Annotated in this window: 19 protein-coding genes; 10 read left to right on the top strand and 9 right to left on the bottom strand. The window is 66.3% G+C overall.

Translation table 11 applies throughout. The features are described 5' to 3' along the window. The first annotated feature begins 11 nt into the window (after window positions 1-11). The 4 genes from mutL to AC1DHL_RS17190 all read left to right on the top strand — a co-directional run bounded on the left by mutL (window position 12) and on the right by AC1DHL_RS17190 (window position 4,677). Window positions 12-1,877 (top strand): DNA mismatch repair endonuclease MutL, encoded by a 1,866-nt coding sequence (gene mutL / locus AC1DHL_RS17205; RefSeq protein WP_478162740.1) that lies wholly within the window; start codon window positions 12-14, stop codon window positions 1,875-1,877. A gap of 169 nt (window positions 1,878-2,046) precedes the next feature. Beyond that, entirely contained in the window at window positions 2,047-3,012 is a 966-nt protein-coding gene (locus AC1DHL_RS17200) for an alpha/beta hydrolase (RefSeq protein WP_478162739.1), read from the top strand. A gap of 25 nt (window positions 3,013-3,037) precedes the next feature. Beyond that, window positions 3,038-4,027: a tRNA (adenosine(37)-N6)-dimethylallyltransferase MiaA gene (gene miaA / locus AC1DHL_RS17195; RefSeq protein ID WP_478162738.1), complete on the top strand. Its 990-nt coding sequence runs from the start codon at window positions 3,038-3,040 to the stop codon at window positions 4,025-4,027. Beyond that, on the top strand, window positions 4,024-4,677 hold the full coding sequence (locus AC1DHL_RS17190) for an ABC transporter ATP-binding protein (protein WP_478103492.1): 654 nt from the start codon (window positions 4,024-4,026) through the stop codon (window positions 4,675-4,677). Before miaA ends, AC1DHL_RS17190 begins: the two co-directional genes overlap by 4 nt. An 11-nt stretch (window positions 4,678-4,688) precedes the next feature. On the opposite strand, the gene AC1DHL_RS17185 is transcribed toward AC1DHL_RS17190, so the two are convergent. Then, window positions 4,689-5,657 (bottom strand): threo-3-hydroxy-L-aspartate ammonia-lyase, encoded by a 969-nt coding sequence (locus AC1DHL_RS17185; protein WP_478162737.1) that lies wholly within the window; start codon window positions 5,655-5,657, stop codon window positions 4,689-4,691. A gap of 324 nt (window positions 5,658-5,981) precedes the next feature. Here AC1DHL_RS17185 and AC1DHL_RS17180 point away from each other — a divergent pair, with 324 nt between their 5' ends. From AC1DHL_RS17180 to AC1DHL_RS17155, 6 genes are all read left to right on the top strand, one after another. Next, window positions 5,982-6,752 carry a hypothetical protein gene (locus tag AC1DHL_RS17180; protein ID WP_478162736.1) on the top strand — a complete coding sequence of 257 codons (771 nt, stop codon included), beginning with the start codon at window positions 5,982-5,984 and terminating at the stop codon, window positions 6,750-6,752. A gap of 93 nt (window positions 6,753-6,845) precedes the next feature. After that, the gene (locus tag AC1DHL_RS17175) at window positions 6,846-7,202 is read left to right on the top strand and encodes a YciI family protein (RefSeq protein WP_478162735.1); all 357 of its coding nucleotides are present in this window, start codon (window positions 6,846-6,848) and stop codon (window positions 7,200-7,202) included. After that, a complete protein-coding gene (locus tag AC1DHL_RS17170; protein WP_478162734.1) occupies window positions 7,199-8,440 on the top strand; it encodes an RNA polymerase sigma factor in 1,242 nt (413 codons plus the stop codon). Before AC1DHL_RS17175 ends, AC1DHL_RS17170 begins: the two co-directional genes overlap by 4 nt. A 29-nt stretch (window positions 8,441-8,469) precedes the next feature. After that, the gene (locus tag AC1DHL_RS17165; RefSeq protein WP_478162733.1) at window positions 8,470-11,022 is read left to right on the top strand and encodes an ABC transporter permease; all 2,553 of its coding nucleotides are present in this window, start codon (window positions 8,470-8,472) and stop codon (window positions 11,020-11,022) included. A gap of 27 nt (window positions 11,023-11,049) precedes the next feature. Beyond that, window positions 11,050-12,120 (top strand): PLP-dependent cysteine synthase family protein, encoded by a 1,071-nt coding sequence (locus tag AC1DHL_RS17160; RefSeq protein ID WP_478162732.1) that lies wholly within the window; start codon window positions 11,050-11,052, stop codon window positions 12,118-12,120. A 2-nt stretch (window positions 12,121-12,122) separates the two neighbouring features. Continuing rightward, entirely contained in the window at window positions 12,123-13,178 is a 1,056-nt protein-coding gene (locus AC1DHL_RS17155) for a lipocalin-like domain-containing protein (RefSeq protein WP_478162731.1), read from the top strand. 9 nt (window positions 13,179-13,187) lie between these two features. Here the strand turns inward: AC1DHL_RS17155 and AC1DHL_RS17150 are convergent, their stop codons facing one another. From AC1DHL_RS17150 to AC1DHL_RS17115, 8 genes are all read right to left on the bottom strand, one after another. Continuing rightward, complete coding sequence (locus AC1DHL_RS17150) at window positions 13,188-14,177, bottom strand: branched-chain amino acid ABC transporter permease (protein WP_478162730.1); 990 nt, start codon at window positions 14,175-14,177, stop codon at window positions 13,188-13,190. Between the two features lie 12 nt (window positions 14,178-14,189). Beyond that, a complete protein-coding gene (locus AC1DHL_RS17145; protein ID WP_478162729.1) occupies window positions 14,190-15,065 on the bottom strand; it encodes a branched-chain amino acid ABC transporter permease in 876 nt (291 codons plus the stop codon). A 38-nt stretch (window positions 15,066-15,103) separates the two neighbouring features. Beyond that, window positions 15,104-16,300 carry an ABC transporter substrate-binding protein gene (locus AC1DHL_RS17140; RefSeq protein ID WP_478162728.1) on the bottom strand — a complete coding sequence of 399 codons (1,197 nt, stop codon included), beginning with the start codon at window positions 16,298-16,300 and terminating at the stop codon, window positions 15,104-15,106. A gap of 41 nt (window positions 16,301-16,341) precedes the next feature. Beyond that, a complete protein-coding gene (locus AC1DHL_RS17135) occupies window positions 16,342-17,538 on the bottom strand; it encodes an ABC transporter substrate-binding protein (protein ID WP_478162727.1) in 1,197 nt (398 codons plus the stop codon). 34 nt (window positions 17,539-17,572) lie between these two features. After that, window positions 17,573-18,283: an ABC transporter ATP-binding protein gene (locus AC1DHL_RS17130; RefSeq protein ID WP_478103507.1), complete on the bottom strand. Its 711-nt coding sequence runs from the start codon at window positions 18,281-18,283 to the stop codon at window positions 17,573-17,575. Next, a complete protein-coding gene (locus AC1DHL_RS17125) occupies window positions 18,283-19,053 on the bottom strand; it encodes an ABC transporter ATP-binding protein (protein ID WP_478162726.1) in 771 nt (256 codons plus the stop codon). Before AC1DHL_RS17125 ends, AC1DHL_RS17130 begins: the two co-directional genes overlap by 1 nt. Before the next feature lie 382 nt (window positions 19,054-19,435). Then, window positions 19,436-20,995, bottom strand: a complete 1,560-nt coding sequence (locus AC1DHL_RS17120; RefSeq protein ID WP_478103510.1) for a DHA2 family efflux MFS transporter permease subunit — start codon at window positions 20,993-20,995, stop codon at window positions 19,436-19,438. Window positions 20,996-21,012: 17 nt separating this feature from the next. Further along, window positions 21,013-22,326: an EmrA/EmrK family multidrug efflux transporter periplasmic adaptor subunit gene (locus tag AC1DHL_RS17115; RefSeq protein ID WP_478103511.1), complete on the bottom strand. Its 1,314-nt coding sequence runs from the start codon at window positions 22,324-22,326 to the stop codon at window positions 21,013-21,015. Between the last annotated feature and the right edge of the window lie 10 nt (window positions 22,327-22,336).

Below are 22,336 nucleotides of genomic sequence, written 5' to 3'. Positions count from 1 at the left end.
AGAATGTCCTCGTGAGCGCACTCCCATCTTCCACTGCCGCGCCTGCGCGTCGCCCGATCCGCGACCTGCCCGACGAACTCATCAGCCAGATCGCGGCTGGCGAAGTGGTCGAACGGCCCGCCTCGGTGGTGCGCGAACTGCTCGACAACGCGCTCGATGCGGGCGCACGCCAGATCACCGTGCGACTCTCGGCCGGCGGCGTGCGGCTGATCTCGGTCGAGGATGACGGACTGGGTCTGCCGCGCGACGAATTGCCGCTGGCCTTGCGCCGCCACGCCACCAGCAAGATCTCCAGCCTCAATGACCTTGAAACCGTGGGCACCATGGGTTTTCGTGGAGAAGCGCTCGCGGCCATCAACGCCATCGCGGAGCTCAGCATCCTCTCTCGCTTTGCCGGTGAGGACAGTGCTTTCGCCCTGGATGGACGCACCGGCGAGCTGCGGCCCGTGGCGCGCGCAGCCGGCACCACGGTCGAAGTCCGCGAGTTGTTCTTCGCAACGCCGGCGCGTCGCAAGTTCCTGAAGACCGACGCGACCGAATTGGCACACTGCATCGAAGCGGTTCGGCGCCATGCGCTTGCGCGGCCGGAGGTCGGCTTCTCGATCTGGCATGAAGGTCGGCTGGTCGAGCAATGGCGCGCAGCCGCCTCGCGCGATCAGCGACTGGCCGATACGTTGAGCGACGAATTCGTGGCGCAGAGCGTTGCAGTCGACCACGTCGCGGGCGCTGTGCGCGTCACCGGCCGCGCGGGCATTCCCGATGCGGCGCGCTCGCGGGCGGACCAGCAGTTCTTCTATGTCAACGGGCGCTTCGTGCGCGACAAGGTGCTCGCGCACGCGGTGCGCAGCGCGTATGAAGACGTCCTGCACGGCCAGCGCCAGCCGGTCTATGCGCTGTATCTCGAGATCGATCCGGCGCGCGTCGATGTCAACGTGCACCCGACCAAGATCGAAGTGCGCTTCCGCGATGGGCGCGAGGTGCACCAGGCGGTGCGCCATGCGATCGAAGATGCACTCGCCGCACCGCGAGCGGGGGAGGCCACTGCCGCGCCCGCAGAGCCTTTCTTCAAGCCGCGCGCGTTGCCGGCCTCCGCGTCGTGGGCCCAACCTGGAATCCCGTTCGCATCGGAACGCGGCCTCGGCGACGCCGCCGCGATGTGGCCCACCCAACGACAGCAGCCGCTGACGGACGTGACGGCTCCAATCTTGCGCGACACGGGGGCGACGCCCTCGGCGCTCGCGACCGCGGCAACCACACGATCGAACAGCCCCGCCACACCGACCGATGCAGAAGCCTGGCCGCTCGGCCGCGCGCTGGCCCAGCTGCAGGGCATCTACATCCTGGCCGAAAACAGCCAGGGCCTCGTGATCGTGGACATGCATGCTGCCCACGAACGCATTGTTTACGAGCGCCTCAAGACGCAGCTCGATGGCGCCGCCATTGCAAGCCAGCCGTTGCTGATCCCGGCCAGCTTCGCCGCTACGCCTCAGGAAGTGGCGACCGCCGAGGCCTGCGCCGAAGTGCTTCCCTCGCTCGGACTGGAAATCACGCCCTTCTCGCCGCGCACGCTGGCCGTGCGTGCCGTGCCGAGCACGCTGGCCGACGGCGACCCGGTCGAACTGGCGCGCAGCGTGCTGGCCGAACTCTCCAATCACGACGCCAGCACCGTCGTGCAGCGCGCCCAGAACGAATTGCTGTCGACCATGGCCTGTCACGGCGCGGTGCGCGCCAACCGCAAGCTCACGATCGATGAAATGAACGCGCTGCTGCGCCAAATGGAAGCCACCGAGCGCTCGGACCAGTGCAATCATGGCCGGCCGACGTGGCGCCAGTTGTCCGTCCGCGAGCTTGACGCGCTGTTCATGCGCGGCAGGTGAAGCTCGCCCGGGGGCAATACCAGCGGCCCGGCAAAGCCGGTTCTGCGGTATTCCTGGCCTTGGCGGCGCCGGATTCAAGGGTTTTCCAGGGTCATCGGCAGGCTGGGCACGCGCGTTGCATGGGGTCTTTCGTTGAACTTTCCGGCTAATCGCCTGTCCCTCAGCCTTCATGAAATCCTGGTCCCTGTTCGCATCCGCCACCGCACTGGTCGCCCTGATGGCAGCGGGCTGCTCGACGCTCGACGAGCGTCAGCGCGAATGGATTTTCCAGCCCAGCGACCGCAGTTGGGGTAATTCGGAAGCCATGAGCCAAGGCATGGACGATGTCTGGATCGACTTCAAGTCCACACTCACCGGTGAACCCGTGCGCCTTCATGGCCTGTGGCTCGGCAATCCACCTGAATCACCCGACAAGCCGGTGATGCTTTACCTTCATGGCGCCCGCTACAACGTGGCCGGCTCCGCACCGCGCATGCGCCGCATGCACGATCTGGGCTTCTCGGTGCTCGCCATCGATTACCGTGGCTTCGGCAAGAGTTCCAAGGCCCTGCCGTCCGAAGATTCGGCCCGCGAAGATGCGCTCGAAGCGTGGCAATGGCTCGCGGCCCATCATCCCAAGCAGCCGCGCTACATCTTCGGCCACTCCCTCGGCGGCGCGATCGGCATCGACCTGGCTTCCCGTGTCACCGACGAAAACGGCGTGATCGTCGAGAGCACCTTTACCTCGATCGCCGACGTCGTCAGCAGCTTCAAGTGGGGATGGTTGCCCTTCGGCCCCTTCATCACGCAGCGCTTCGAGGCCATCAGCAAGGTGAAGAACATCGGCTCGCCGTTGCTGGTGGTGCACGGCACGGCTGACAGCCTGATCAACCCGACACTGGGCCGCAAGCTCTATGACGCAGCGCCCGGGCCCAAGATGTTCGTCCTGGTCGAAGGCGGGTCGCATCACAACTTGAATTCGATCGGACAGGCGCAGTACCGCTCGGCCCTCTCGCAACTGTTCCGCATGAAGGAGCCGCCGACCGACATGGCTTCCGACGAAAACACCACGCCGGCGGTTCCGGCACCCGCGCCGGCGCCTGCGCTGCCCTCGGTGGTTCATCACCGCAACCTGGCGACGGCGCCGTCGATCTGACGCGGGCTTTGTTACCCTTGGGCGCATGCCGCCCCCTGCCACTCCGGCCCGCTCCGCTTCCTCTCCGAATTCCCCGCCTGCGGCGCCACGCTACGTGGCCCTGGCCGGCCCCACCGCATCGGGCAAGACTGCGGCGGCGCTGGCGATCGCGCGCGTGCGGCCGCTCGAGATCGTCAGCGTCGATTCGGCGCTGGTCTACCGTGGCATGGACATCGGCACCGCCAAGCCCACGCTCGCCGAGCGCGCTGAAGTGCCGCACCACCTGATCGACATCCGCGACCCGCGCGAGTCCTACAGCGCGGCCGCGTTCGTGCAGGACGCGCGGCAGCTCATCGCGGAGATTTCAGCGCGCGGCAGGCTGCCGGTGCTGGTCGGCGGCACGATGCTCTACTTCAAGGCACTCGCCGACGGCATTGATGCGATGCCCCCGGCCGACCCCGAGGTTCGCAAGCGGCTCGAAGTCGATGCCGCTGCGCTGGGCTGGCCCGCGATGCATGCCCGGCTTGCGGAAGTCGACGCCGTCACTGCCGGGCGGCTGGCGCCCAATGACAGCCAGCGCATCCAGCGCGCGCTGGAGGTCTGGCACACCAGCGGGCAGCCCCTGTCGAGTTTCCACGGCGCCGGAAATGCGGGCGCAGTCAGTGGCGGATGGCCGGCCGCCGCGTTGCTCTCCCTGGAACCCACGGACCGCGCATGGCTGCACGAGCGCATCGCGGCGCGCTTCGATGCGATGCTGGCGGCGGGATTCATCGCAGAAGTCCAAGCCCTGCGCGCACGTGGCGATCTGGTGGCAGATCTGCCCTCGATGCGCTGCGTCGGCTACCGCCAGGCCTGGGAGGCGCTCGACGGCGCCCGGCCGATCGTCGAATTGCGCGAGCGCGGCATCGCAGCCACGCGGCAACTCGCCAAGCGGCAAATTACGTGGCTGCGCAGCATGCCGCAACGCCGCGTGATCGCCGCCGAGGCGCCTGACGCCATCGATCAGGTGCTCCGGCAGGTCACGGACATCGCATGACGCTGCGCATCACGGATCTGGGCAAGCACTACGGCGAGGTGCCGGTGTTCGAACACGTGTCGCTCGACATCGCGGCCGGCGAGTTCGTGGCGATCGTGGGCGAATCGGGTGTCGGCAAATCGACGCTGCTCAATTGCATGGCCGGACTCGACACCTGGGATGCCGGCACCGTCATGCACGACGGCATCGACATCGGCGCGCTGGACGCCGAGGCGCGCGCGCTCTGGCGACGCAGGCACGTGGGCTTCGTGTTCCAGGCCTTCCACGTGTTGCCGCATCTGGACGTCGCGCAAAACGTCGCGCTGCCGCTGATGCTCCTCGGGCAGCGCGGTGCGGCAGCGGATGAGCGTGTGTCGAAGATGCTTGAAGCGGTAGGCCTGGCCGGACTTGGAGAACGCCTTCCGCAGCAACTCAGCGGCGGCCAGTTGCAGCGTGTCGCCATCGCACGTGCTTTGGTGCATCGGCCTGCGCTTTTGCTGGCGGACGAACCGACCGGCAATCTCGATCCGAGCACCGCCACTCGCGTGATGGACGTTCTGCTCGCGCAGACGCGCGAACATGGCGCGGCGCTGGTACTGGTCACCCATTCGGAAGCGGCGGCGGCGCGCGCGGATCGCGTGCTGCACCTGAGCGCGACGGGATTCGGCTAGCGAGCCGCGCGCTAGCTTTCGCCCGTCAGGAGCGCGGCGAATCGGCCGAGGTCGACATTGCCGCCGCTGATGACGACGCCGACGCGCGCGCCGCGGATCGCATCGCCCGCCGCGCATGCACCCGCAAATGCGAGACATCCGGTCGGCTCGACCACCATCTTCATGCGCTCGGCGAAGAAACGCATGCCTTCGACCAACTGCGCATCGCTCACGGTCACGATGTCGTTCACGTCGCGGCGGATGATGCCGAAGGTGTACTCGCCCAGGTGCTGCGTCTGCGCGCCGTCAGCGATGGTCTTCGGCGTTTCGATATGCACGATGCGTCCCGCGCGCAGAGATTGCTGTCCGTCGTTGCCTGCTTCGGGCTCCACGCCGTAGATCTTGCAGGCCGGCGCAAGGGCGCGTGCGGACAGCGCCGATCCGCTGGTCAATCCGCCACCGCCGAGGCACACGTAGAGCACGTCGAGCGGCCCAGCGTCCTCGATCAGTTCCTTCACTGCCGTGCCCTGCCCCGCAATCACATCGGGATGGTCATAGGGCGGGATCAGCGTCATGCCGCGCTGCTCGGCAAGCCTGCGCGTGAGCGCCTCGCGGTCTTCGGCGAAGCGGTCATAGAGCACCACCTCCGCGCCGTAACCGCGTGTGGCGGCCAGTTTGGCGGCGGGCGCGTCGTTCGGCATCACGATCACCGCGGGCATGCCGAGAATCCCGGCCGCGAGTGCGACGGCCTGCGCATGGTTACCGGAAGAAAAGGCGATCACGCCGGCCTTGCGCTGCGCCGCATCGAACTTCGACAGCGCGTTGAACGCGCCGCGAAACTTGAAGGCCCCCATGCGCTGGAAGTTCTCGCATTTGAAGAAGAACTGCGCGCCCCAGCGCACATCCGCGGTGCGCGAGCGCATCACCGGCGTGCGGTGCGCATGGCCTTCGAGTCGCGCCGCAGCGGCGATCACGTCGTCATAAGTGGGAAGTGTGTGCATACCCGGAGCTTAATCTCGCTCCGGGTGATGGAACACTCCGTCGCTTTTGGAACGCCAGTGACACCGCTGTCGGAAATTGCTGACAGACAGCCTCTCGCACGCGTGCAAAGTTGAGGGATGCGTCCAAGTCCAAGGGGAGGCTGAACTCCCATGCCCATCGTCTGCGGAATCTGCGGAAGCGAAAACCGATCGAATGCAAAGTTCTGTATCGGCTGCGCAGGCCGGCTGCCGGGCTTCGCGCCGTCCGGAACCATGGCGTTGAAGGCTGACGGGGCGCCCTTTTCTGCGCAACCCGCTTTTTCTGCGCGTGCTCCGGGGCCCGATGTGACGTTCTCCGGCAGCACGCCCACCTCGTTCTGGCTTCACCTCGGGCTGGTGGGCCTGACGATGATCATCGCCTTCGTCGCGTGGTGCGTGTACGTCCTGCACCATGGCACCGCCCCGTGGACCCAGCTCACGCGAATGATGGCGCCCACGCCGGAACTGCGGCAGTCGGAGCCCGTCGTGAAAGCGAAGGCTCCGGAGTCGACCGTACCGGTACAGCCGACCGCCCTCGCGCCTGCGGCGGCGCCCGCGCCCGCAGCACCGGCACCACCTGCACCGGCGCCAACGAGTTCGACAGCGACAGCGGCTGTTCGGCCGACAGACTCCGCGCCTGCGCCTGCCACCTCGCCGGCAGCCGCACTGGCATTGGCACCGGCGAGCAAGACCGCGTCCGTCGCCAATCCGCCAACCAGGAACGCCGGGCCCGAAAAGCGCACGAGCGAGCGCGCCAGGCGGATTCTGCGCGACGAGGAAGCGGACTACGAGCCGGCCTACCAGATGCCGACACCTCAGCCCAGGACCTATCCGGATCCGGGTCCGCCCATCGCCCCCGGACCCGGTCCGCAGTACAGCTGGACGCGCCCGTCGCAGCGCAGCTATGACGATCCGGGTCCGCCGGTCGTCGCCGGGCCGGGTCCGCGCTATGAGGTGCGCCCGGAAGTCCGCGCGCCCTCTTCATCTGCCGCGGCGCCAAGCTCCGACCCAGGCCCACCCATTGCGATCGGTCCAGGGCCGAGATACGACTATTCGACCCCCGCCGCCAGAAAATAATTTGCAGACCTCGCCGCGCGTTGTCGAAATGGCATCTTGCGCGCCGTCATTACACGAGCGATCCTGCTCGATGTACTTTCTTGCGAGGTTTCCATGCAATACATGCTGATGTTCTATCAACCCGAATCCGACTTCAATCAGCGCTCTGAAGAGTCCGCCAAGGCCTACCGCGCCGGCTGGATGGACTACGTAGGCGCCATCCGCGAATCGGGTATCACGCTCAACGGCCACGGGTTGCAACCGCCGATGACCGGCACCACCCTCCGGGTTCGCGGCGACAAGCGCCAGGTGCAGGACGGCCCCTTCGCCGACACCAAGGAGCAACTCGGCGGTTATTTCGTGATCGACGTCGCCGATCTCGACACGGCGCTCGAATGGGCAGCGCGCGCTCCCTGCGCCTCGACCGGAGGCGTCGAGGTGCGGCCGGTCTTCACCACACCCCAGATGTGACGCCGCTCGCGGTCCACGAGGCGCGCGCGGCCGCCGAAAAGGCCGCGCGCCAGTCGTACGGTCGCCTCGTGGCCATCCTCTCGGCACGCACACGAGACATCGCCGCATCGGAAGACGCACTGGCCGACGCCTTTGCGCGCGCGCTGGAGCACTGGCCCGTCGACGGCGTGCCCGCACAGCCCGAAGCCTGGCTGCTGAGCGTTGCGCGCAATCGCACGCTGGACGCTTGGCGCCACTCCCGCGTGCAGGATGACGCCACCCAGACGCTCGTGCTACTGGCCGATGAGGTCGGTGTCGACGCGCCGGGCCGCGATGCGGTGCCGGACGAGCGTCTGCGCCTGCTCTTCGTGTGCGCGCATCCCGCGATCGACGCCGCCGCGCGCGCGCCGCTGATGTTGCAGACGGTGCTGGGGCTGGACGCCGCCCGCATTGCCGGCGCCTTCCTCACCTCGCCCGCCACGCTCGGGCAACGGCTGGTGCGTGCCAAGGCACGCATCCGCGCGGCCGGCATTCCCTTCGAATACCCGCGCGCGGAAGATCTGTCGCAACGGCTGCAGGACGTGCTCGACGGCATCTACGCCACCTATGGCACCGGCTGGGACGACATCGACGGCGCCGAAGCCACGCAGCGCGGCCTCACGGCCGAAGCGATCGACCTGTGCCGCATCCTGTGCGGCCTGATGCCCCGCGAGGCCGAACCGCTGGGGTTGCTCGCGCTGATGCTGTTCTGCGAAAGCCGGGCTGCGGCGCGTCGCGGCGATGCGGGCGACTACGTGCCGCTCGACGACCAGGACACGACGCGCTGGAACCACGCGCTGCGCGAGCAGGCCGAGCAGGCATTGCGCGCCGCGGCAGCGATGAACCAGCCGGGTGCCTACCAGATGGAAGCTGCCATCCAGTCCGCGCACTGCGCACGGCGGCTCGGCGCGCAGGTGCCGCCGCAGGCGCTGGTCGCGCTGTACGACGGGCTTCTCGCCTTGCGCCCGAGCATCGGTGCGCACGTCAGCTACGCCTGCGCCGTCGCAAACGCCGCCGGCCCAGCCGAAGGCCTCCGCGCGCTCGATGCTTTCGCGCCGGCCGACGTCGCCAACTACCAACCCTACTGGGCGGCCCGCGCGCATCTCCTCGGCCAGACCGGCAACGCGGCCGAAGCGCGACAGGCCTATGCGCGTGCAGCGGGCCTCAGCACCAGTCCGGCGGTTCGCGACTACCTGGCTTCGGCAGCCGCGCGACTCTGATCGTCGGCGCAAGGCGAGACAATCGCCCGATGCTGCTCCGCACCTTTTCATGGCAGGAACTGCGCCACCATCCCTGGCGCAACGCGGCGGCGATCATTGCCGTGATGCTGGGCGTGGCGCTGGCTTTCTCGGTGCAGTTGATCAACGCCTCGGCGCTCGACGAGTTCTCGAGCGCGGTGCGTTCGGTCAATGGCCAGCCCGACCTCGAACTGCGCGCCGTGCAAGGCAGCTTCGACGAAGCCGTCTTTGCGCAGGTGGCACGACAGCCGCAGGTGATGCTGGCAAGCCCGGTCCTCGAGCTTCAAGGCATCGCGCTGGTCGGCGATCGGCGTGTGGCGCTGCGCGTGATCGGCGTCGATCCGCTCGTGTTGCCCACCATTGCGCCGGCACTGACGCCTCGGGTGGCCGAAGGCGGCAATCGCCTGGCGTCCCTCACGCCAGGCAACGTGTTCCTCAACGCTGCCGCGCGCAAGGCCTTGGGCGATGCCGCTACCACCGTTCAGTTGCGTGTGGACACGCAAACGCACACGCTTCACGTCGCCGGCCAAGTCGCGGCGGGCGGCGCGGCGATCGCGGTGATGGACATCGGCGCGGCACAGGATCAGTTCGCCCGCGGCGGACAACTCACCCGCATCGACTTGCGGCTCGCGCCCGGCACCGACCATGGGGCTTTCATTCGATCGCTGCGTGCGTTGCCGGGATGGCCGTCCGGCATTCAAGCCGCCGAGCCGGGCGATGCAGCGGAGCGGGTCAGCAATCTCTCTCGGGCATACCGCGTCAACCTCACGGTGCTTGCGCTGGTGGCGCTCTTCACGGGCGCATTCCTGGTGTTCTCGGTGCTCGCGCTCAGCGTCGCCAAGCGCGCGCAGCAGTTTGCGTTGCTGGGCGTGCTCGGCCTCACGCCGCGCGAGCGGCTTCGGCTGGTGCTTGCCGAATCGCTGGTGCTCGGACTGATCGGCAGCGTGGCGGGTATCGCGCTCGGCACCTCGCTCGCCGAGTTCGCATTGAAGGTGTTGGGCGGCGATCTGGGCGGCGGCTATTTCGAAGGCGTCGCGCCGACCTTGCGGTGGAGTTGGGGGGCGGCGGTGCTCTATGGTGCGCTCGGCGTGCTGGCTGCTCTGGTTGGCGGCTGGTGGCCGGCGCGCGCGGCGCAGGCGCTGCCTGAGGCGCAGACGCTGAAGGGCCTGGGCGCTGCGCCCGCGCGAAATGGTGCGCACCGCGTGGCTCTGCTGCTTGTCGCCGCAGGCGCTGCGCTGGCGACGGCGCCGGCGGTCTTCGGCATTCCGATCGCGGCGTATCTCTCGGTCGGATTTCTGCTGGTCGGTGGCATCACGGCGCTGCCGTGGTTGATCGCCCTGCTCTATGACCGGCTGGCCCCTCTCTTCGCGCAGCGTCTTCTTCCGCTGCTGGCGATCGAGCGCGCGCGGCGCATGCGCGGCACGGCGGCGGTGGCCGTCAGCGGTGTGGTCGCAAGCCTGAGTCTGGCCGTGGCACTCACCGTCATGGTTGCGAGCTTTCGCGATTCGGTCACGCGATGGCTGGATGTCGTGCTACCGGCGGACCTTTACGTGCGCAGTGCCAGCGGCGGAAGCTCGACCAGCGAGCAGGCCTCTTTCTCGCCGGCGTTCGTGCAGGCGCTGGCCCACCTGCCGGGAGTGGCGCGCAGCGGCACGCTGCGCACGCGGGCGCTGCTTCTCGATCCGTCCCGGCCCGCCGTCACGCTGATCTCGCGGAGCCTGGACGACGATGCTTCACGATCGCTGCCCTTGCAAGGTCCGGCCGTGCCAGTGCCGCCCGGGCAGACAGGCATCTATGTGAGCGAGGCGATGGTCGAACTCTACGGCGCCAGGCCCGGCGCGGTATTCGAGCCGCTCACGCGCGCATGGCCGCCGGTCGCCGAGGGAAGCCGGCCGCCGGTGTTCTTCGTCGCAGGGGTCTGGCGCGACTACGTCCGCCAGTTCGGCGCGATCACGATGGATGCACGCGACTTCGAGCGCCTGACAGGCGACCGCAGCGTGAGCGACGTCGCGCTCTGGCTCACGCCCGGATCAGTCTCAAGCACGGTTCAGCAGTTGGTCCACGATCTGGCGGCGCGCGAACTAGGCGCCGCCGAGCCGATCGAGATTGCCTCGGTGAGCCAGATTCGCGCGACCTCGCTGCGCATCTTCGACCGCAGCTTCGCCGTCACCTATTGGCTGCAGACGGTCGCGATCGGCATCGGCCTGTTCGGTATCGCCGCCAGCTTCAGCGCGCAGGTGCTTGCGCGGCGCAAGGAGTTCGGGCTGCTGGTACACCTGGGTTTCACACGCGCACAGGTGCTCGCGGTCGTTGCCGGCGAAGGTGCTGCGTGGACGGCGATTGGCGCCGTCGCAGGGCTGGTGCTCGGCCTGGCGGTGTCGGTGGTGCTCGTGCACGTGGTCAATCCGCAGAGCTTCCACTGGACCATGGACCTGCTCGTGCCATGGGCCCGTCTCATCGCGCTGTGTGCAGCCGTGCTGGCCGCCGGCACGATCACAGCCTGGCTGGCTGGGCGTGCAGCGGCAGGGCACGATGCGGTGATGGCGGTCAAGGAAGACTGGTGATATCGACGAATGGCTCAGAATGCCCCCATGAACGCCTCCACCCCTAGCGACGGCACTTGGCTCGGCACCGCGATCCTCCGCATCGAGGCCGACTACCAGCGCAGCGCCGATACGCACTTGATTCCATTGCCGCTGCCCGCCTTCGCGTCGGCGGGCATCGACCTTTATTTGAAGGACGAGTCGACCCACCCGACCGGCAGCCTCAAGCACCGACTTGCGCGGTCGCTCTTCCTCTACGCGCTATGCAACGGCTGGATCTCCGAAGGCACGACGATCGTCGAAGCGTCGAGCGGTTCGACCGCCGTGAGCGAGGCCTACTTCGCGCGACTGCTCGGCCTGCCGTTCATCGCCGTGATGCCGCGCAGCACCTCGCCGGAGAAGCTGTCGCAAATCGCCTTCTACGGCGGCAGTTGTCATTTCGTCGAGCATGCGGGAGAGGTCTACGACGAGGCACGCACATTGGCGAGGCGCACGGGCGGCCACTACATGGACCAGTTCACCTACGCCGAGCGCGCCACCGACTGGCGCGGCAACAACAACATCGCGGAAAGCATGTTCCAGCAGATGAAGCGCGAGCGGCATCCGGTGCCGGCCTGGATCGTCGTGGGCGCAGGTACCGGCGGCACCAGCGCGACCATCGGCCGCTATGTGCGCTACTGCCGCCATGACACACGACTTTGCGTGGCCGATCCGGAAGGGTCGGTGTTCATGGCCTATCACGCAAGCGGCGACGCGGCATTGACGGCGCCGGGCTCACGCATCGAAGGCATCGGGCGGCCACGCGTGGAGCCCAGTTTCGTGCGCACGCTGGTCGACCGGATGATCGAGGTGCCGAACGTCGATTCCATCGCCGCGATGCGCGCGCTCTCCGACCTGCTCGGGCGCAAGGTCGGGCCGTCGACCGGCACCAACTTCATCGGCATGCTTGCGCTGGCGCATGAAATGCGCGCGGCCGGGCAGCAGGGTTCGATCCTCTCGCTGCTGTGCGATGCGGGCGAGCGCTATCTGCCGAGCTATCACGATGCCGATTGGGTGCAGAAGTCATTCGGCGATGTGGGCGAGGCGCGGAAGCGCGTTGACGCGGCACTCGCCGCCTGAGCATGACTGTGCACGGACTGTCCCGGCGCGCCCTGCTGCTGTGCACGCTCGCGGCGCCTGCGGCATGGGCTCTGCCGCCACGCACCATGCAGTTCCCGCGTGACTTCGGCAGCCACCCCGACCTCAACACCGAGTGGTGGTACATCACCGGCCAGGCCCACGCCGGGCCTCGCGAATTCGGGTTTCAGATCACCTTCTTTCGATCGCGGATCGCCGAGACGCAATCCATGCGGTCCGCCTTCGCGGCGCGGCAGTTGATCTTTGCGCATGCGGCCATCACCGATCTCGAAGGACGCAAGCTCTGGCACGACCAGCGCATCGCGCGCGCCGGCTTCGGCGTCGCCTCGGCCTCTGAGGACGACACCGACGTCCGGCTACGCAACTGGACGCTCCAGCGCGACGGCAAGGGCTATGCGGCCCGGCTGCCGGCCGAAGGATTCGCGCTCGACCTTCGCTTCGCGCCCACGCAGCCTGTGATGTTGCAAGGCGATGCCGGCCTCTCGCGCAAGGGACCCGAGGTCGAGCAGGCCAGCTACTACTACAGCGAACCGCAGCTCGCCACGCAGGGCCGGCTCACCTTGCAGGGTCGTAGTTTCGACGTGCAGGGCACCGCGTGGCTCGACCATGAATGGAGCGATGCCTATCTGCACCCCGACGCGGCAGGCTGGGACTGGATCGGCATGAACCTCTTCGACGGCAGCGCGCTGATGGCCTTCCGAATCCGCCGCCGCGATGGCTCGGCGCTATGGGCCGGTGGCTCGATGCGCAGGCCGGACGGACGCCTGCGCGTGTTCGGACCGGACGATCTGCGCTTCGAGGCCGAAGGCCGATGGGTCAGCCCGCGGACACGCGCGGACTACCCGATTCGCTGGCGCATCCAGACACCCGCCGGCACCTTCAGCGTGCACCCGCTGCTCGACGACCAGGAACTCGACAGCCGCGGCTCGACCGGCGCGGTGTACTGGGAGGGGATGAGCGAACTGCGCGACGCACAGGGCCGCGCAGTCGGCCGGGGTTACCTGGAACTGACCGGCTATGCGCAGGCGCTGAAATTCTGAGGGCCTGCCTCAACCCTTCGGCAGGCTGCGCCGGCGTTCGATGAAGGCGATGATCTCGCCCATGATCCCGCGCCGGAATGCCAGCACGCAGACCACGAAGATCAATCCGGTGACCATGGTGACCGACTCGCCGAGGGTGTTGAACCAATCCACCGTCGTGATCTGCGCCAACAGGTGACCGAACTCGCCGATCTTGTTTTCGAGCAGCACCACCACGGCCGAGCCGACCAGCGGGCCTGAAAGCGTACCGAGGCCGCCCACCAGCGTCATCAGGATGACCTGGCCCGACGCGCTCCAGTGCACATCGGACAGCGTGGCGAAGCCCAGCACCAGGGTCTTGAGCGAACCGGCGAGTCCCGACAGCGCCGCCGAGATCACGAAGGCCAGCAGCTTGAAGCGGCTCACGTCATACCCCAGCGACAACGCGCGAGGCTCGTTTTCCTTGATGCCCTTGAGCACCTGGCCGAAGGGCGAATGGATGGTGCGCACGATCAGCAGGAATGCCGCGACAACGATGACCAGCGTCACGTAGTACATGGTGAGGTCGCTCTGCAGGTCGATCAGGCCGAAGAGCTTGCCGCGCGGCACGCCCTGCAGACCATCCTCGCCCCCGGTGAACTTCGCCTGCAGCGCGACGAAGAACACCATCTGCGCGAGCGCCAGCGTGATCATCGCGAAGTAGATTCCCTGCCGGCGAATCGCCAGCACCCCGAAGAGCCAACCCAGCAACGCGCCGGTGACGGTGCCGGTAATGAGGCCCAGTTCCGGCGTCAATCCCCAGACCTTCATTGCGTGGCCCGCGACATACGCCGAGCCGCCGAGAAAGGCCGCATGGCCGAACGACAGCAGGCCCGTGTAGCCGAGCAGCAGATTGAAGGCCGAAGCGAACAGCGCGAAGCACATCAGCTTCATCACGAACACCGGGTACGCGCCCACGAAGGGCGCCACGATCAACGCAACCAGAAGAAGCAGGTAGATGACAGTGGAAAGCTTTTTCATGCGGGCGCCGTCTTATTTTTCTTTTCCGAAGAGACCGGCGGGGCGGATGAGCAACACGATGACCATGATGACGAACACGACTGTGGACGAGGCCTCCGGGTAGAACACCTTCGTCAAGCCTTCGATGATGCCGAGGCCGAGGCCGGTCAGGATGGCGCCCATGATGGAGCCCATGCCGCCAATGACGACGACCGCGAACACCACGATGATCAGGTTCTGCCCCATCAGCGGCGACACCTGGATCACCGGCGCAGCAAGCACGCCCGCGAACGCAGCCAGCGCCGCACCGAAGGCGTAAGTCAGCGTGATCATCAGCGGCACGTTCACGCCGAAGGCTTCCACCAGACGAGGGTTCTCGGTGCCGGCGCGCAGGTAGGCGCCGATGCGTGTCTTCTCGATCACGAACCAGGTCGAGAAGCACACGACCAGCGAGGCCAGCACAACCCAGGCGCGGTAGTTGGGCAGGATCATGAAGCCGAGATCGGTCGCACTCGCCAGCGCATCGGGGGTGTCGTAGGCGAGGCCCGAGACACCGTAGATCGAGCGGAACACGCCTTCGATCAGCAACGTCAGCCCGAGCGTGAGCAGAAGGCCGTAGAGATGGTCGAGCTTGTAGATCCAGCGCAGCAGAAGCCGCTCGATGACCACGCCGAAGAGCCCGACGATCATCGGCGCGACAACCAGCATCACCCAGTAGTTGACGTTGAAGTAGTTCATGGCCATCCAGGTCGACACCGCGCCCAGCATGAACAGCGCGCCATGGGCGAAGTTGATCACGTTGAGCAGGCCGAAGATCACCGCGAGCCCGAGGCTCAGGATGGCGTAGAACGACCCGTTGACCAGCCCCAGGAGGAGTTGGCTCAACAAAGCGGGAAACGAGATGGTCATGAACGGTTCAACAGTCGCGCACTCTCAGTTGACAGGCCTCATTGCTTCCACAAGGCGCACTTGCTTTCGGCCTTGGTCGTGAAGACATCTTCACCCGGCAGCTTGGCGACCACCTTGTAGTAGTCCCACGGCTGCGTCGACTCGGCGGGCGACTTGACCTGCATCAGGTACATGTCGTGCACGAAGCGGCCGTCGGCGCGGATCTGGCCCTTGGCGTAGAAGTCGTTGATCGGCATCTTCTTGAGTTCGGCCATCACCTTGTCGGCATCGGTGCTCTTGGCGGCCTGCACGGCCTTCAGGTAGGTCATGGTGGCCGAGTAGTCGGCGGCCTGGATGTCGGTCGGCATGCGCTTCGTCTTGTCGAAGAACTTCTTGCCGAAGGCGCGGGTCTGCTCGTTCAGGTTCCAGTCCCAGCTCGTGGTGAGCAGCAGGCCTTCGGTGTTCTTCAGGCCCAGGCTGTGGATGTCGGTGATGAACACCAGCAGGCCCGCCATCTTCATGGTCTTGGTGACGCCGAATTCCTTCGCGGCCTTGATCGCGTTGATCGTGTCGCCGCCCGCATTGGCCAAGCCGAGGATCTGCGCCTTGGAGTTCTGCGCCTGCAGCAGGAAGGACGAGAAGTCCGACGCGTTGAGCGGATGCTTGACGCTGCCCACCACCGTGCCGCCCTTCTCCTTGACGACCTTGGCCGTGTCCGCTTCGAGTGCCGCGCCGAATGCGTAGTCGGCGGTCAGGAAGAACCAGCTCTTGCCGCCGTTGGCGACCACCGCACCGCCGGTGCCCTTGGCGAGCGCCACGGTGTCGTAAGCGTAGTGCACGGTGTAGGGGCTGCACTGCTCGTTGGTGAGTTGCGATGCGCCGGCGCCGTTGACCATGAAGACGCGCTTCTTCTCCTGCGCCACCTTCGCCATCGCGAGGCCGGTGCCGGAATTGGTGCCGCCGAACAGCATCGTGAGGTTGTCGGTGTCGATCCACTCGCGCGCTTTCGATGCGGCGATGTCGGCCTTGTTCTGGTGGTCGGCCGTCACGAGTTCTACCGGCATGCCGTTGACCTTGCCGCCGAAGTCGTCGATGGCCATCTGGATCGCAGTCGCGCCGCCCTTGCCTTCGACGTCGGCGTAGAGACTGGACATGTCGGTGATGAAACCGATCTTGACCTTGTCTTCGGCCTGGGCGGCACCGGCCGCGAGCGCAACAGCAATGGAAACGGCGGAAAGGGCGATTGTCTTTTTCATGTCTCTGACTGGGTTGAAGGGAAAACGAATAGCCCGGGAAGTCATTTCCACAGGGCGCACTTGGAATCGGCCTTGGCCGTGAAGACCTGGTCACCCGGCAGCTTGGCGATCACCTTGAGATAGTCCCAGGGCTGCTTCGATTCGGCGGGCGACTTGACTTCGACCAGGTACATGTCGTGCACGTAGCGGCCATCGGCACGAATCTGGCCCTTGGCGTAGAAGTCATCGATCTTCATGCTCTTGAGCTGCGCCATCACCTTGTCGGAGTCGGTGGTCTTTGCCGCCTGCACGGCCTTCAGGTAGGTCATGGTGGCCGAATAATCCGCAGCCTGGATGTCGGTCGGCATGCGCTTGGTCTTGTCGAAGAAGCGCTTGGCGAACTTGCGCGAGTCGTCGTTCAGGTCCCAGTACCAACTCGTGGTGTGCAGCAGGCCTTCGGTGTTCTTGAGGCCCAGGCTGTGGATGTCGCTCAGGAAAATCAGCAAGCCGGCCAGCTTCATGGTCTTCGTGATGCCGAATTCCTTGGCCGCCTTGATCGAGTTGATGGTGTCGCCGCCTGCGTTGGCCAGTCCGAGAATCTGTGCCTTGGAGTTCTGCGCCTGCAACAGGAAGGACGAGAAGTCTGAAGCATTCAGCGGATGCCGCACCGATCCGACCACCGTGCCGCCCTTGGCCTTGATCACGGCGGTGGTATCGGCTTCGAGTGCATGGCCGAAGGCATAGTCGGCGGTCAGGAAGAACCAGGTCTTCCCGCCGCGATCGACCACTGCGCCGCCCGTGCCCTTTGCGAGCGCGACCGTGTCGTACGCGTAGTGCACGGTGTAGGGGCTGCACTGCTCGTTGGTGAGCGCCGAGGAGGCGGCGCCGTTGTTGAAGTACACGCGCTTCTTTTCCTGCGCCACCTTGGCCGTCGCGAGCGCCGTGCCCGAATTGGTGCCGCCGAAGACCATCGTCACGCCGTCGGTGTCGATCCACTCGCGCGCCTTCGACGCGGCGATGTCGGCCTTGTTCTGGTGGTCGGCCGTCAACAGTTCGATCGGCTGGCCGAGCGCCTTGCCGCCGAAGTCGTCGATCGCCATCTGGATGGCCAGTGCGCCGTTCTTTCCTTCGAGGTCGGCGTACAGGCTGGACATGTCGGTGACGAAGCCGATCTTCACCTTCTCCTGTGCATGCGCGGGACTGGAGGCCAATGCCAATGCGGCAACGGCCAGTGAGAGTGCAGTGAGTGCGTTCTTCATACGGGACTCCATCGAATTGATAGGTTGATAAAGATCAGACGCCGAGCAGCTCGTTGAGCACCGGCATCTTGGCTTCGAGTTCGGCCGCACCGAATTTCTCCACGATGCGGCCGTGTTCCATCACATAGAAGCGGTCGGCCAGCGGCGCGGCGAAGCGGAAGTTCTGCTCGACCATCACCACGGTGTAGCCCTTGCCGCGCAGTGTATGGATCATGCGGGCAAGCGCCTGCACGATGACGGGGGCGAGCCCCTCGGAGATTTCATCGAGCAGCAGCAGCTTGGCGCCTGTGCGCAGGATGCGCCCGACGGCCAGCATTTGCTGCTCGCCGCCCGAAAGGCGCGTGCCCTGGCTGTTGCGCCGTTCGGCGAGATTGGGGAACATGGCGTAGATCTCTTCCACCGACATGCCCGGCCCTGATCCCTTCAACGGAGGCGGCAGCATCAGGTTTTCTTCGCACGAGAGGCTCGCGAAGATGCCGCGCTCCTCGGGGCAATAGCCGATGCCGTAGTGCGCGATCTTGTGCGTCGGCATGTCGATGGTCTCGGTGCCGTTGACCTTGATGCTGCCCTTGCGGGCGCCGGTCAGGCCCAGGATCGCACGCATCGTCGTGGTGCGCCCTGCACCATTGCGGCCGAGCAGCGTGACGACTTCGCCCGGCTGCACCACCATGTCGACGCCGTGCAGAACGTGCGATTCGCCGTACCAGGCTTGAAGGCCGTTGATCTCGAGTGCAGGCGTCGCCATCAGTGGGCTCCCTGCAGTTGGCCGTCGGTGGTGCCCATGTAGGCTTCCATCACTTGCGGATCGCGGGAGACCTCGGCATAGGGACCTTCGGCGAGCACGGCGCCGCGCTGCAGGACGGTGATGGTGTCGGCGATGGTCGACACCACGCTCATGTTGTGCTCCACCATCAGGATCGTGCGGCCGGCCGACACGCGCTTGATGAGATCGGCCACGCGATGCACGTCTTCGTGGCCCATGCCCTGCGTCGGTTCGTCGAGCAGCATCAGTTCGGGCTCCATCGCCAGCGTGGTCGCGATTTCGAGCGCGCGCTTTCGGCCGTAGGGAAGATTCACCGTCAATTCGTCGGCGAGGTCTTCGAGGCCGACTTCAGCCAGCAGCGAGCGCGCCCGCGCGTTGAGCGGCGTCAAAGACTGCTCGCTCTTCCAGAAGTGATACGAAGTGCCGAGCGCGCGTTGCAGGCCGAGACGCACGTTTTCGAGCAGCGTCAGGTGGGGAAACACCGCCGAGATCTGAAACGAGCGGATGATGCCGCGCCGCGCGATCTGAGCGGGGCGTTCGCTGGTGATGTCCTGTCCATTGAACAGGATCGTTCCGGAGGTCGGCTCCAGAAACTTCGTCAGCAGATTGAAGCAGGTCGTCTTGCCTGCGCCGTTGGGCCCGATCAGTGCGTGGATCGATCCGCGCACCACCGACAGATCAACCTTGCTGACTGCCGTGAAGCCCTTGAATTCCTTGGTGAGCTGGCGCGTCTCGAGAATGATGTCAGTCATCTCGCGCGTTCACCCTCGTGCTGAAAAAAGTTTCGTTCATGCGCTCAGTCTGCACGTCCCACCATGGGCCGCGCGGTCCCATTGTTTGCGGCTGTAACGAAACTTGCCTACTGGGGTTTGTCCGGCTCGCCCCCAGGTTGCCCGCACTTCGTGTCGGGCGCCCACCCCCTACCGGGGGCAAGACCAGCGGCCCGGCAAAGCCGGTTCCGCGGTCTTTCGCGAACGGGCCGCGCTTCGCGGGCCACGCACTATCGTCGACATGTTTTGTGGTCCCGGCACCACGCGCGAGCCGCCACGGAACCGGCTTCGCCGGGCCGCCAGCGGCGCCCCCAGTAGGGGGTGGGCGGCTACACGAAGTGAGCCAACCTGGGGGCGAGCTCAGCTAGTGCGCTCCAGCGGCGGCGTCGGAGGCGCCGGGGCCGCGGGCGGGCTTGGCTAGCCAGACCAGGGGGATCAGCAGGAGGAAAAGGACGGCGGAGCCGTAGAAGACGTCGGCGGACGCGAGCATGAATGCTTGCTGGTCGACCAGACGGTTGATTTGGCCGAGCACCTGTTCGGCGCTGAAGCCGCTGCTGCCGAGGCCGGCCATGGCGCTGGATGTCGCCGAGCTGCTCTGCGTGACCGACTCGACCAGTTGCGCATGATGCAGCGCCGCCCGGTTCTCCCACAGGGTGGTCACGGTCGAGGTGCCGATGGCGCCAGCCGTGATCCGCAGGAAGTTCGACAGGCCCGACGCCGCCGGGATCCGATCCGGCGTCAGACCGGACAAGGTGATCGTCACCAGCGGAATGAAGAAGAACGCCATCGCCACACCCTGGATGATCGTGGGGATCATGATCGTCCAGAAGTCAGCCTGAGTGTTGAAGTTGGAGCGCATCCACAACACCAGCGCGAACACGAGGAACGAGAAGGTCGCATAGCGGCGCGGATCGACCTTCGCGACCGTAAGCCCGACGATCGGCGAGAAGAAGATCGCCAACATCCCCACGGGGGCCATGATCATGCCGGCCTGCGTCGCCGTGTAGCCCATGAACTGTTGCAGCCACAGCGGCAGGAGCACCACGTTGCCGAAGAACAACCCGTACGCTACGGCCGTCGCGAAAGCCCCTGACCAGAAGTTGCGCCGCTTGAAGAGCGAGAGGTCGACCACTGGATGCTTGTCGGTGAGCTCCCACGCCAGGAAGAACGCGAAGCCGACCACGGCAACGATCGCGAGCGTCAGGATCGTCGCCGAATGGAACCAGTCCAGTTCCTTGCCCTTGTCGAGCATGAGCTGGAGCGAGCCGACCCATAGCACCAGAAGCGCAAGGCCGATGCCGTCGATTGGCACCTTGCGTGTGCCGCTTTCGCGCTTGCGATAGAGGCCCCAGGTGATGGCCGCAGCGAGCAGCCCGACCGGGATATTGATATAGAAGATCCAGGGCCAGGAGATGTTGTCGGTGATCCATCCACCGAGCAACGGCCCCATGACGGGCGCCACCAGTGTGGTCATCGACCACATCGCCATCGCGAGGCCCGCCTTGGCGCGCGGATAGCTCGACAGCAGCAGCGTCTGTGACAACGGGATCATCGGGCCCGCCACAAAGCCCTGCAATGCACGAAACGCGATCAGCATGGTCATGTTCGGCGCCAGCCCGCACAGCCACGAGGTGATGATGAACAGCAGCACGCTCGCCATGAACAGGCGCACCTGCCCGAAACGCTGCGTCAGCCAGCCGGTGAGCGGCACCGCAATGGCGTTGGACACCGCGAAACTCGTGATGACCCAGGTGCCCTGCGTCGAACTGACGCCGAGATCGCCAGCGATCGCGGGCAACGAGACGTTCGCGATCGACGTGTCCAGCACGTTCATGAAGGTCGCAGCAGAGAGCGCGATCGTGCCCCACAGGCGGGCAGAGCCTTCCAGTGGCGGCAACGGCTGGGAAGCGGGGGCGTTCGACATCGCGCGAGCCCGACCGATCAGCCCGGCTGTCCTTGCGTGGGCTGGGGCGTGCCTGAGTTGGCGCCGCCGCTCGATGCCGGCGTCTTGCTCGGCACTTCGTGGCCAAGATTCGCGGCAATGATGCGCGCGACTTCGGCGTCAGCACCGTGTTCCAGCTTGCTATAGACCTCCGTCTGGGTGGCTGCGCTCTCGCGAGGTGCGTCGGCCAGCATCTTGCCGCCCTTGTCGCTCACGTCGATTTCAGCGTCCATCGAAAGCCCCACGCGCAGCGGGTTGGCCTTGAGTTGTTCTGCATCGAGGCCGATGCGAACAGGCACGCGCTGCACGACCTTGATCCAGTTGCCCGTCGCGTTCTGTGCGGGCAGCAGCGCGAAGGCCGCACCGGTGCCGACGCCGAGACCGGCGACGTGACCGTCGTACTCGACCTTCTTTCCGTAAAGGTCGGCCGTGAGCTTCACGGGCTGGCCGATGCGGATATTGCGCAGCTGGACTTCCTTGAAATTGGCATCGACCCAGAGCTGGTTGAGCGGCACGATCGACATCATCGGCGTGCCGGCCGTCACGCGCTGGCCGAGTTGGACGGTGCGCTTGGCAACATAACCGTCGACGGGCGCCGGCATGCCGACGCGCTGGGTCGCCAGATAGGCCTCGCGCACCTTCGCAGCAGCGGCTTGCACGCTCGGATGCTGCTCGACTTTCGTGCCTTCCGTCAGCGACTGGTTGCTCGCCAGTTGTTCGCGTGCGGAGAGCAGACTGGCCTGTGCAGCCGCCAGTGCGCTCTTGGCATTGGCCAGCGCCGTTTCGGAGTGGTTGAGCTCTTCCTTCGACACCGCACCGTTGCCGGCCAGCGCCTGGCGCCGCTTCAGGTCGTCCTGCGCGCGGGCGATGTCGCTCTGCGCCCTGACGATGTCAGCCTGGCGAAGCGAAACTTGCGCAGCGAGCGATGCGTTGTTGACATACAGCGTGCGCGCCTGACGCACCGCCTGGGCAAGTGCGGCTTCGGCCTGGTCGAGCGCAACCCTGGCGTCGGACGGATCGAGCTGGACCAGGGGTTGGCCGGCCTTCACGAAGTCGGTGTCGTCGGCATTGATCGCCATCACGGTTCCGGCGATCTGCGGCGTGATCTGGATCACGTTGCCCTGCACGTAGGCGTTGTCGGTCGACTCATAGTGGCTGGCAACCAGCCATTCGTACACACCCCATCCCGCACCGGCAAGCACGACGACCGACGCGAGCGCGGTCAGCGCGCGGCGGCGCTTGTTGTTGGGAGCCGGCGCGTCGGCAGCGGCTTCGGCCGGTGCTGCGGGATTGGCGGCGTTGTTGTTTTCCATGGCGATATCT

Source organism: Variovorax sp. 10L426, from assembly GCF_056395305.1.
The sequence above is the reverse complement of the archived record's forward strand: the minus strand, read 5'-3'. Positions and strand labels throughout refer to the sequence as shown.

Excerpts from the sequence above, each read along its gene's own strand:
- AC1DHL_RS17155 (WP_478162731.1), top strand. The coding sequence starts at position 12,123 with ATGACTGTGCACGGACTGTCCCGGCGCGCCCTGCTGCTGTGCACGCTC.
- AC1DHL_RS17185 (WP_478162737.1), bottom strand. The coding sequence starts at position 5,657 with ATGCACACACTTCCCACTTATGACGACGTGATCGCCGCTGCGGCGCGA.
- AC1DHL_RS17175 (WP_478162735.1), top strand. The coding sequence starts at position 6,846 with ATGCAATACATGCTGATGTTCTATCAACCCGAATCCGACTTCAATCAG.
- AC1DHL_RS17120 (WP_478103510.1), bottom strand. The coding sequence starts at position 20,995 with ATGTCGAACGCCCCCGCTTCCCAGCCGTTGCCGCCACTGGAAGGCTCT.
- AC1DHL_RS17135 (WP_478162727.1), bottom strand. The coding sequence starts at position 17,538 with ATGAAGAACGCACTCACTGCACTCTCACTGGCCGTTGCCGCATTGGCA.
- AC1DHL_RS17145 (WP_478162729.1), bottom strand. The coding sequence starts at position 15,065 with ATGACCATCTCGTTTCCCGCTTTGTTGAGCCAACTCCTCCTGGGGCTG.
- AC1DHL_RS17165 (WP_478162733.1), top strand. The coding sequence starts at position 8,470 with ATGCTGCTCCGCACCTTTTCATGGCAGGAACTGCGCCACCATCCCTGG.
- AC1DHL_RS17200 (WP_478162739.1), top strand. The coding sequence starts at position 2,047 with ATGAAATCCTGGTCCCTGTTCGCATCCGCCACCGCACTGGTCGCCCTG.
- miaA (WP_478162738.1), top strand. The coding sequence starts at position 3,038 with ATGCCGCCCCCTGCCACTCCGGCCCGCTCCGCTTCCTCTCCGAATTCC.
- AC1DHL_RS17130 (WP_478103507.1), bottom strand. The coding sequence starts at position 18,283 with ATGGCGACGCCTGCACTCGAGATCAACGGCCTTCAAGCCTGGTACGGC.
- AC1DHL_RS17140 (WP_478162728.1), bottom strand. The coding sequence starts at position 16,300 with ATGAAAAAGACAATCGCCCTTTCCGCCGTTTCCATTGCTGTTGCGCTC.
- AC1DHL_RS17125 (WP_478162726.1), bottom strand. The coding sequence starts at position 19,053 with ATGACTGACATCATTCTCGAGACGCGCCAGCTCACCAAGGAATTCAAG.
- AC1DHL_RS17190 (WP_478103492.1), top strand. The coding sequence starts at position 4,024 with ATGACGCTGCGCATCACGGATCTGGGCAAGCACTACGGCGAGGTGCCG.
- AC1DHL_RS17115 (WP_478103511.1), bottom strand. The coding sequence starts at position 22,326 with ATGGAAAACAACAACGCCGCCAATCCCGCAGCACCGGCCGAAGCCGCT.
- AC1DHL_RS17160 (WP_478162732.1), top strand. The coding sequence starts at position 11,050 with ATGAACGCCTCCACCCCTAGCGACGGCACTTGGCTCGGCACCGCGATC.
- AC1DHL_RS17150 (WP_478162730.1), bottom strand. The coding sequence starts at position 14,177 with ATGAAAAAGCTTTCCACTGTCATCTACCTGCTTCTTCTGGTTGCGTTG.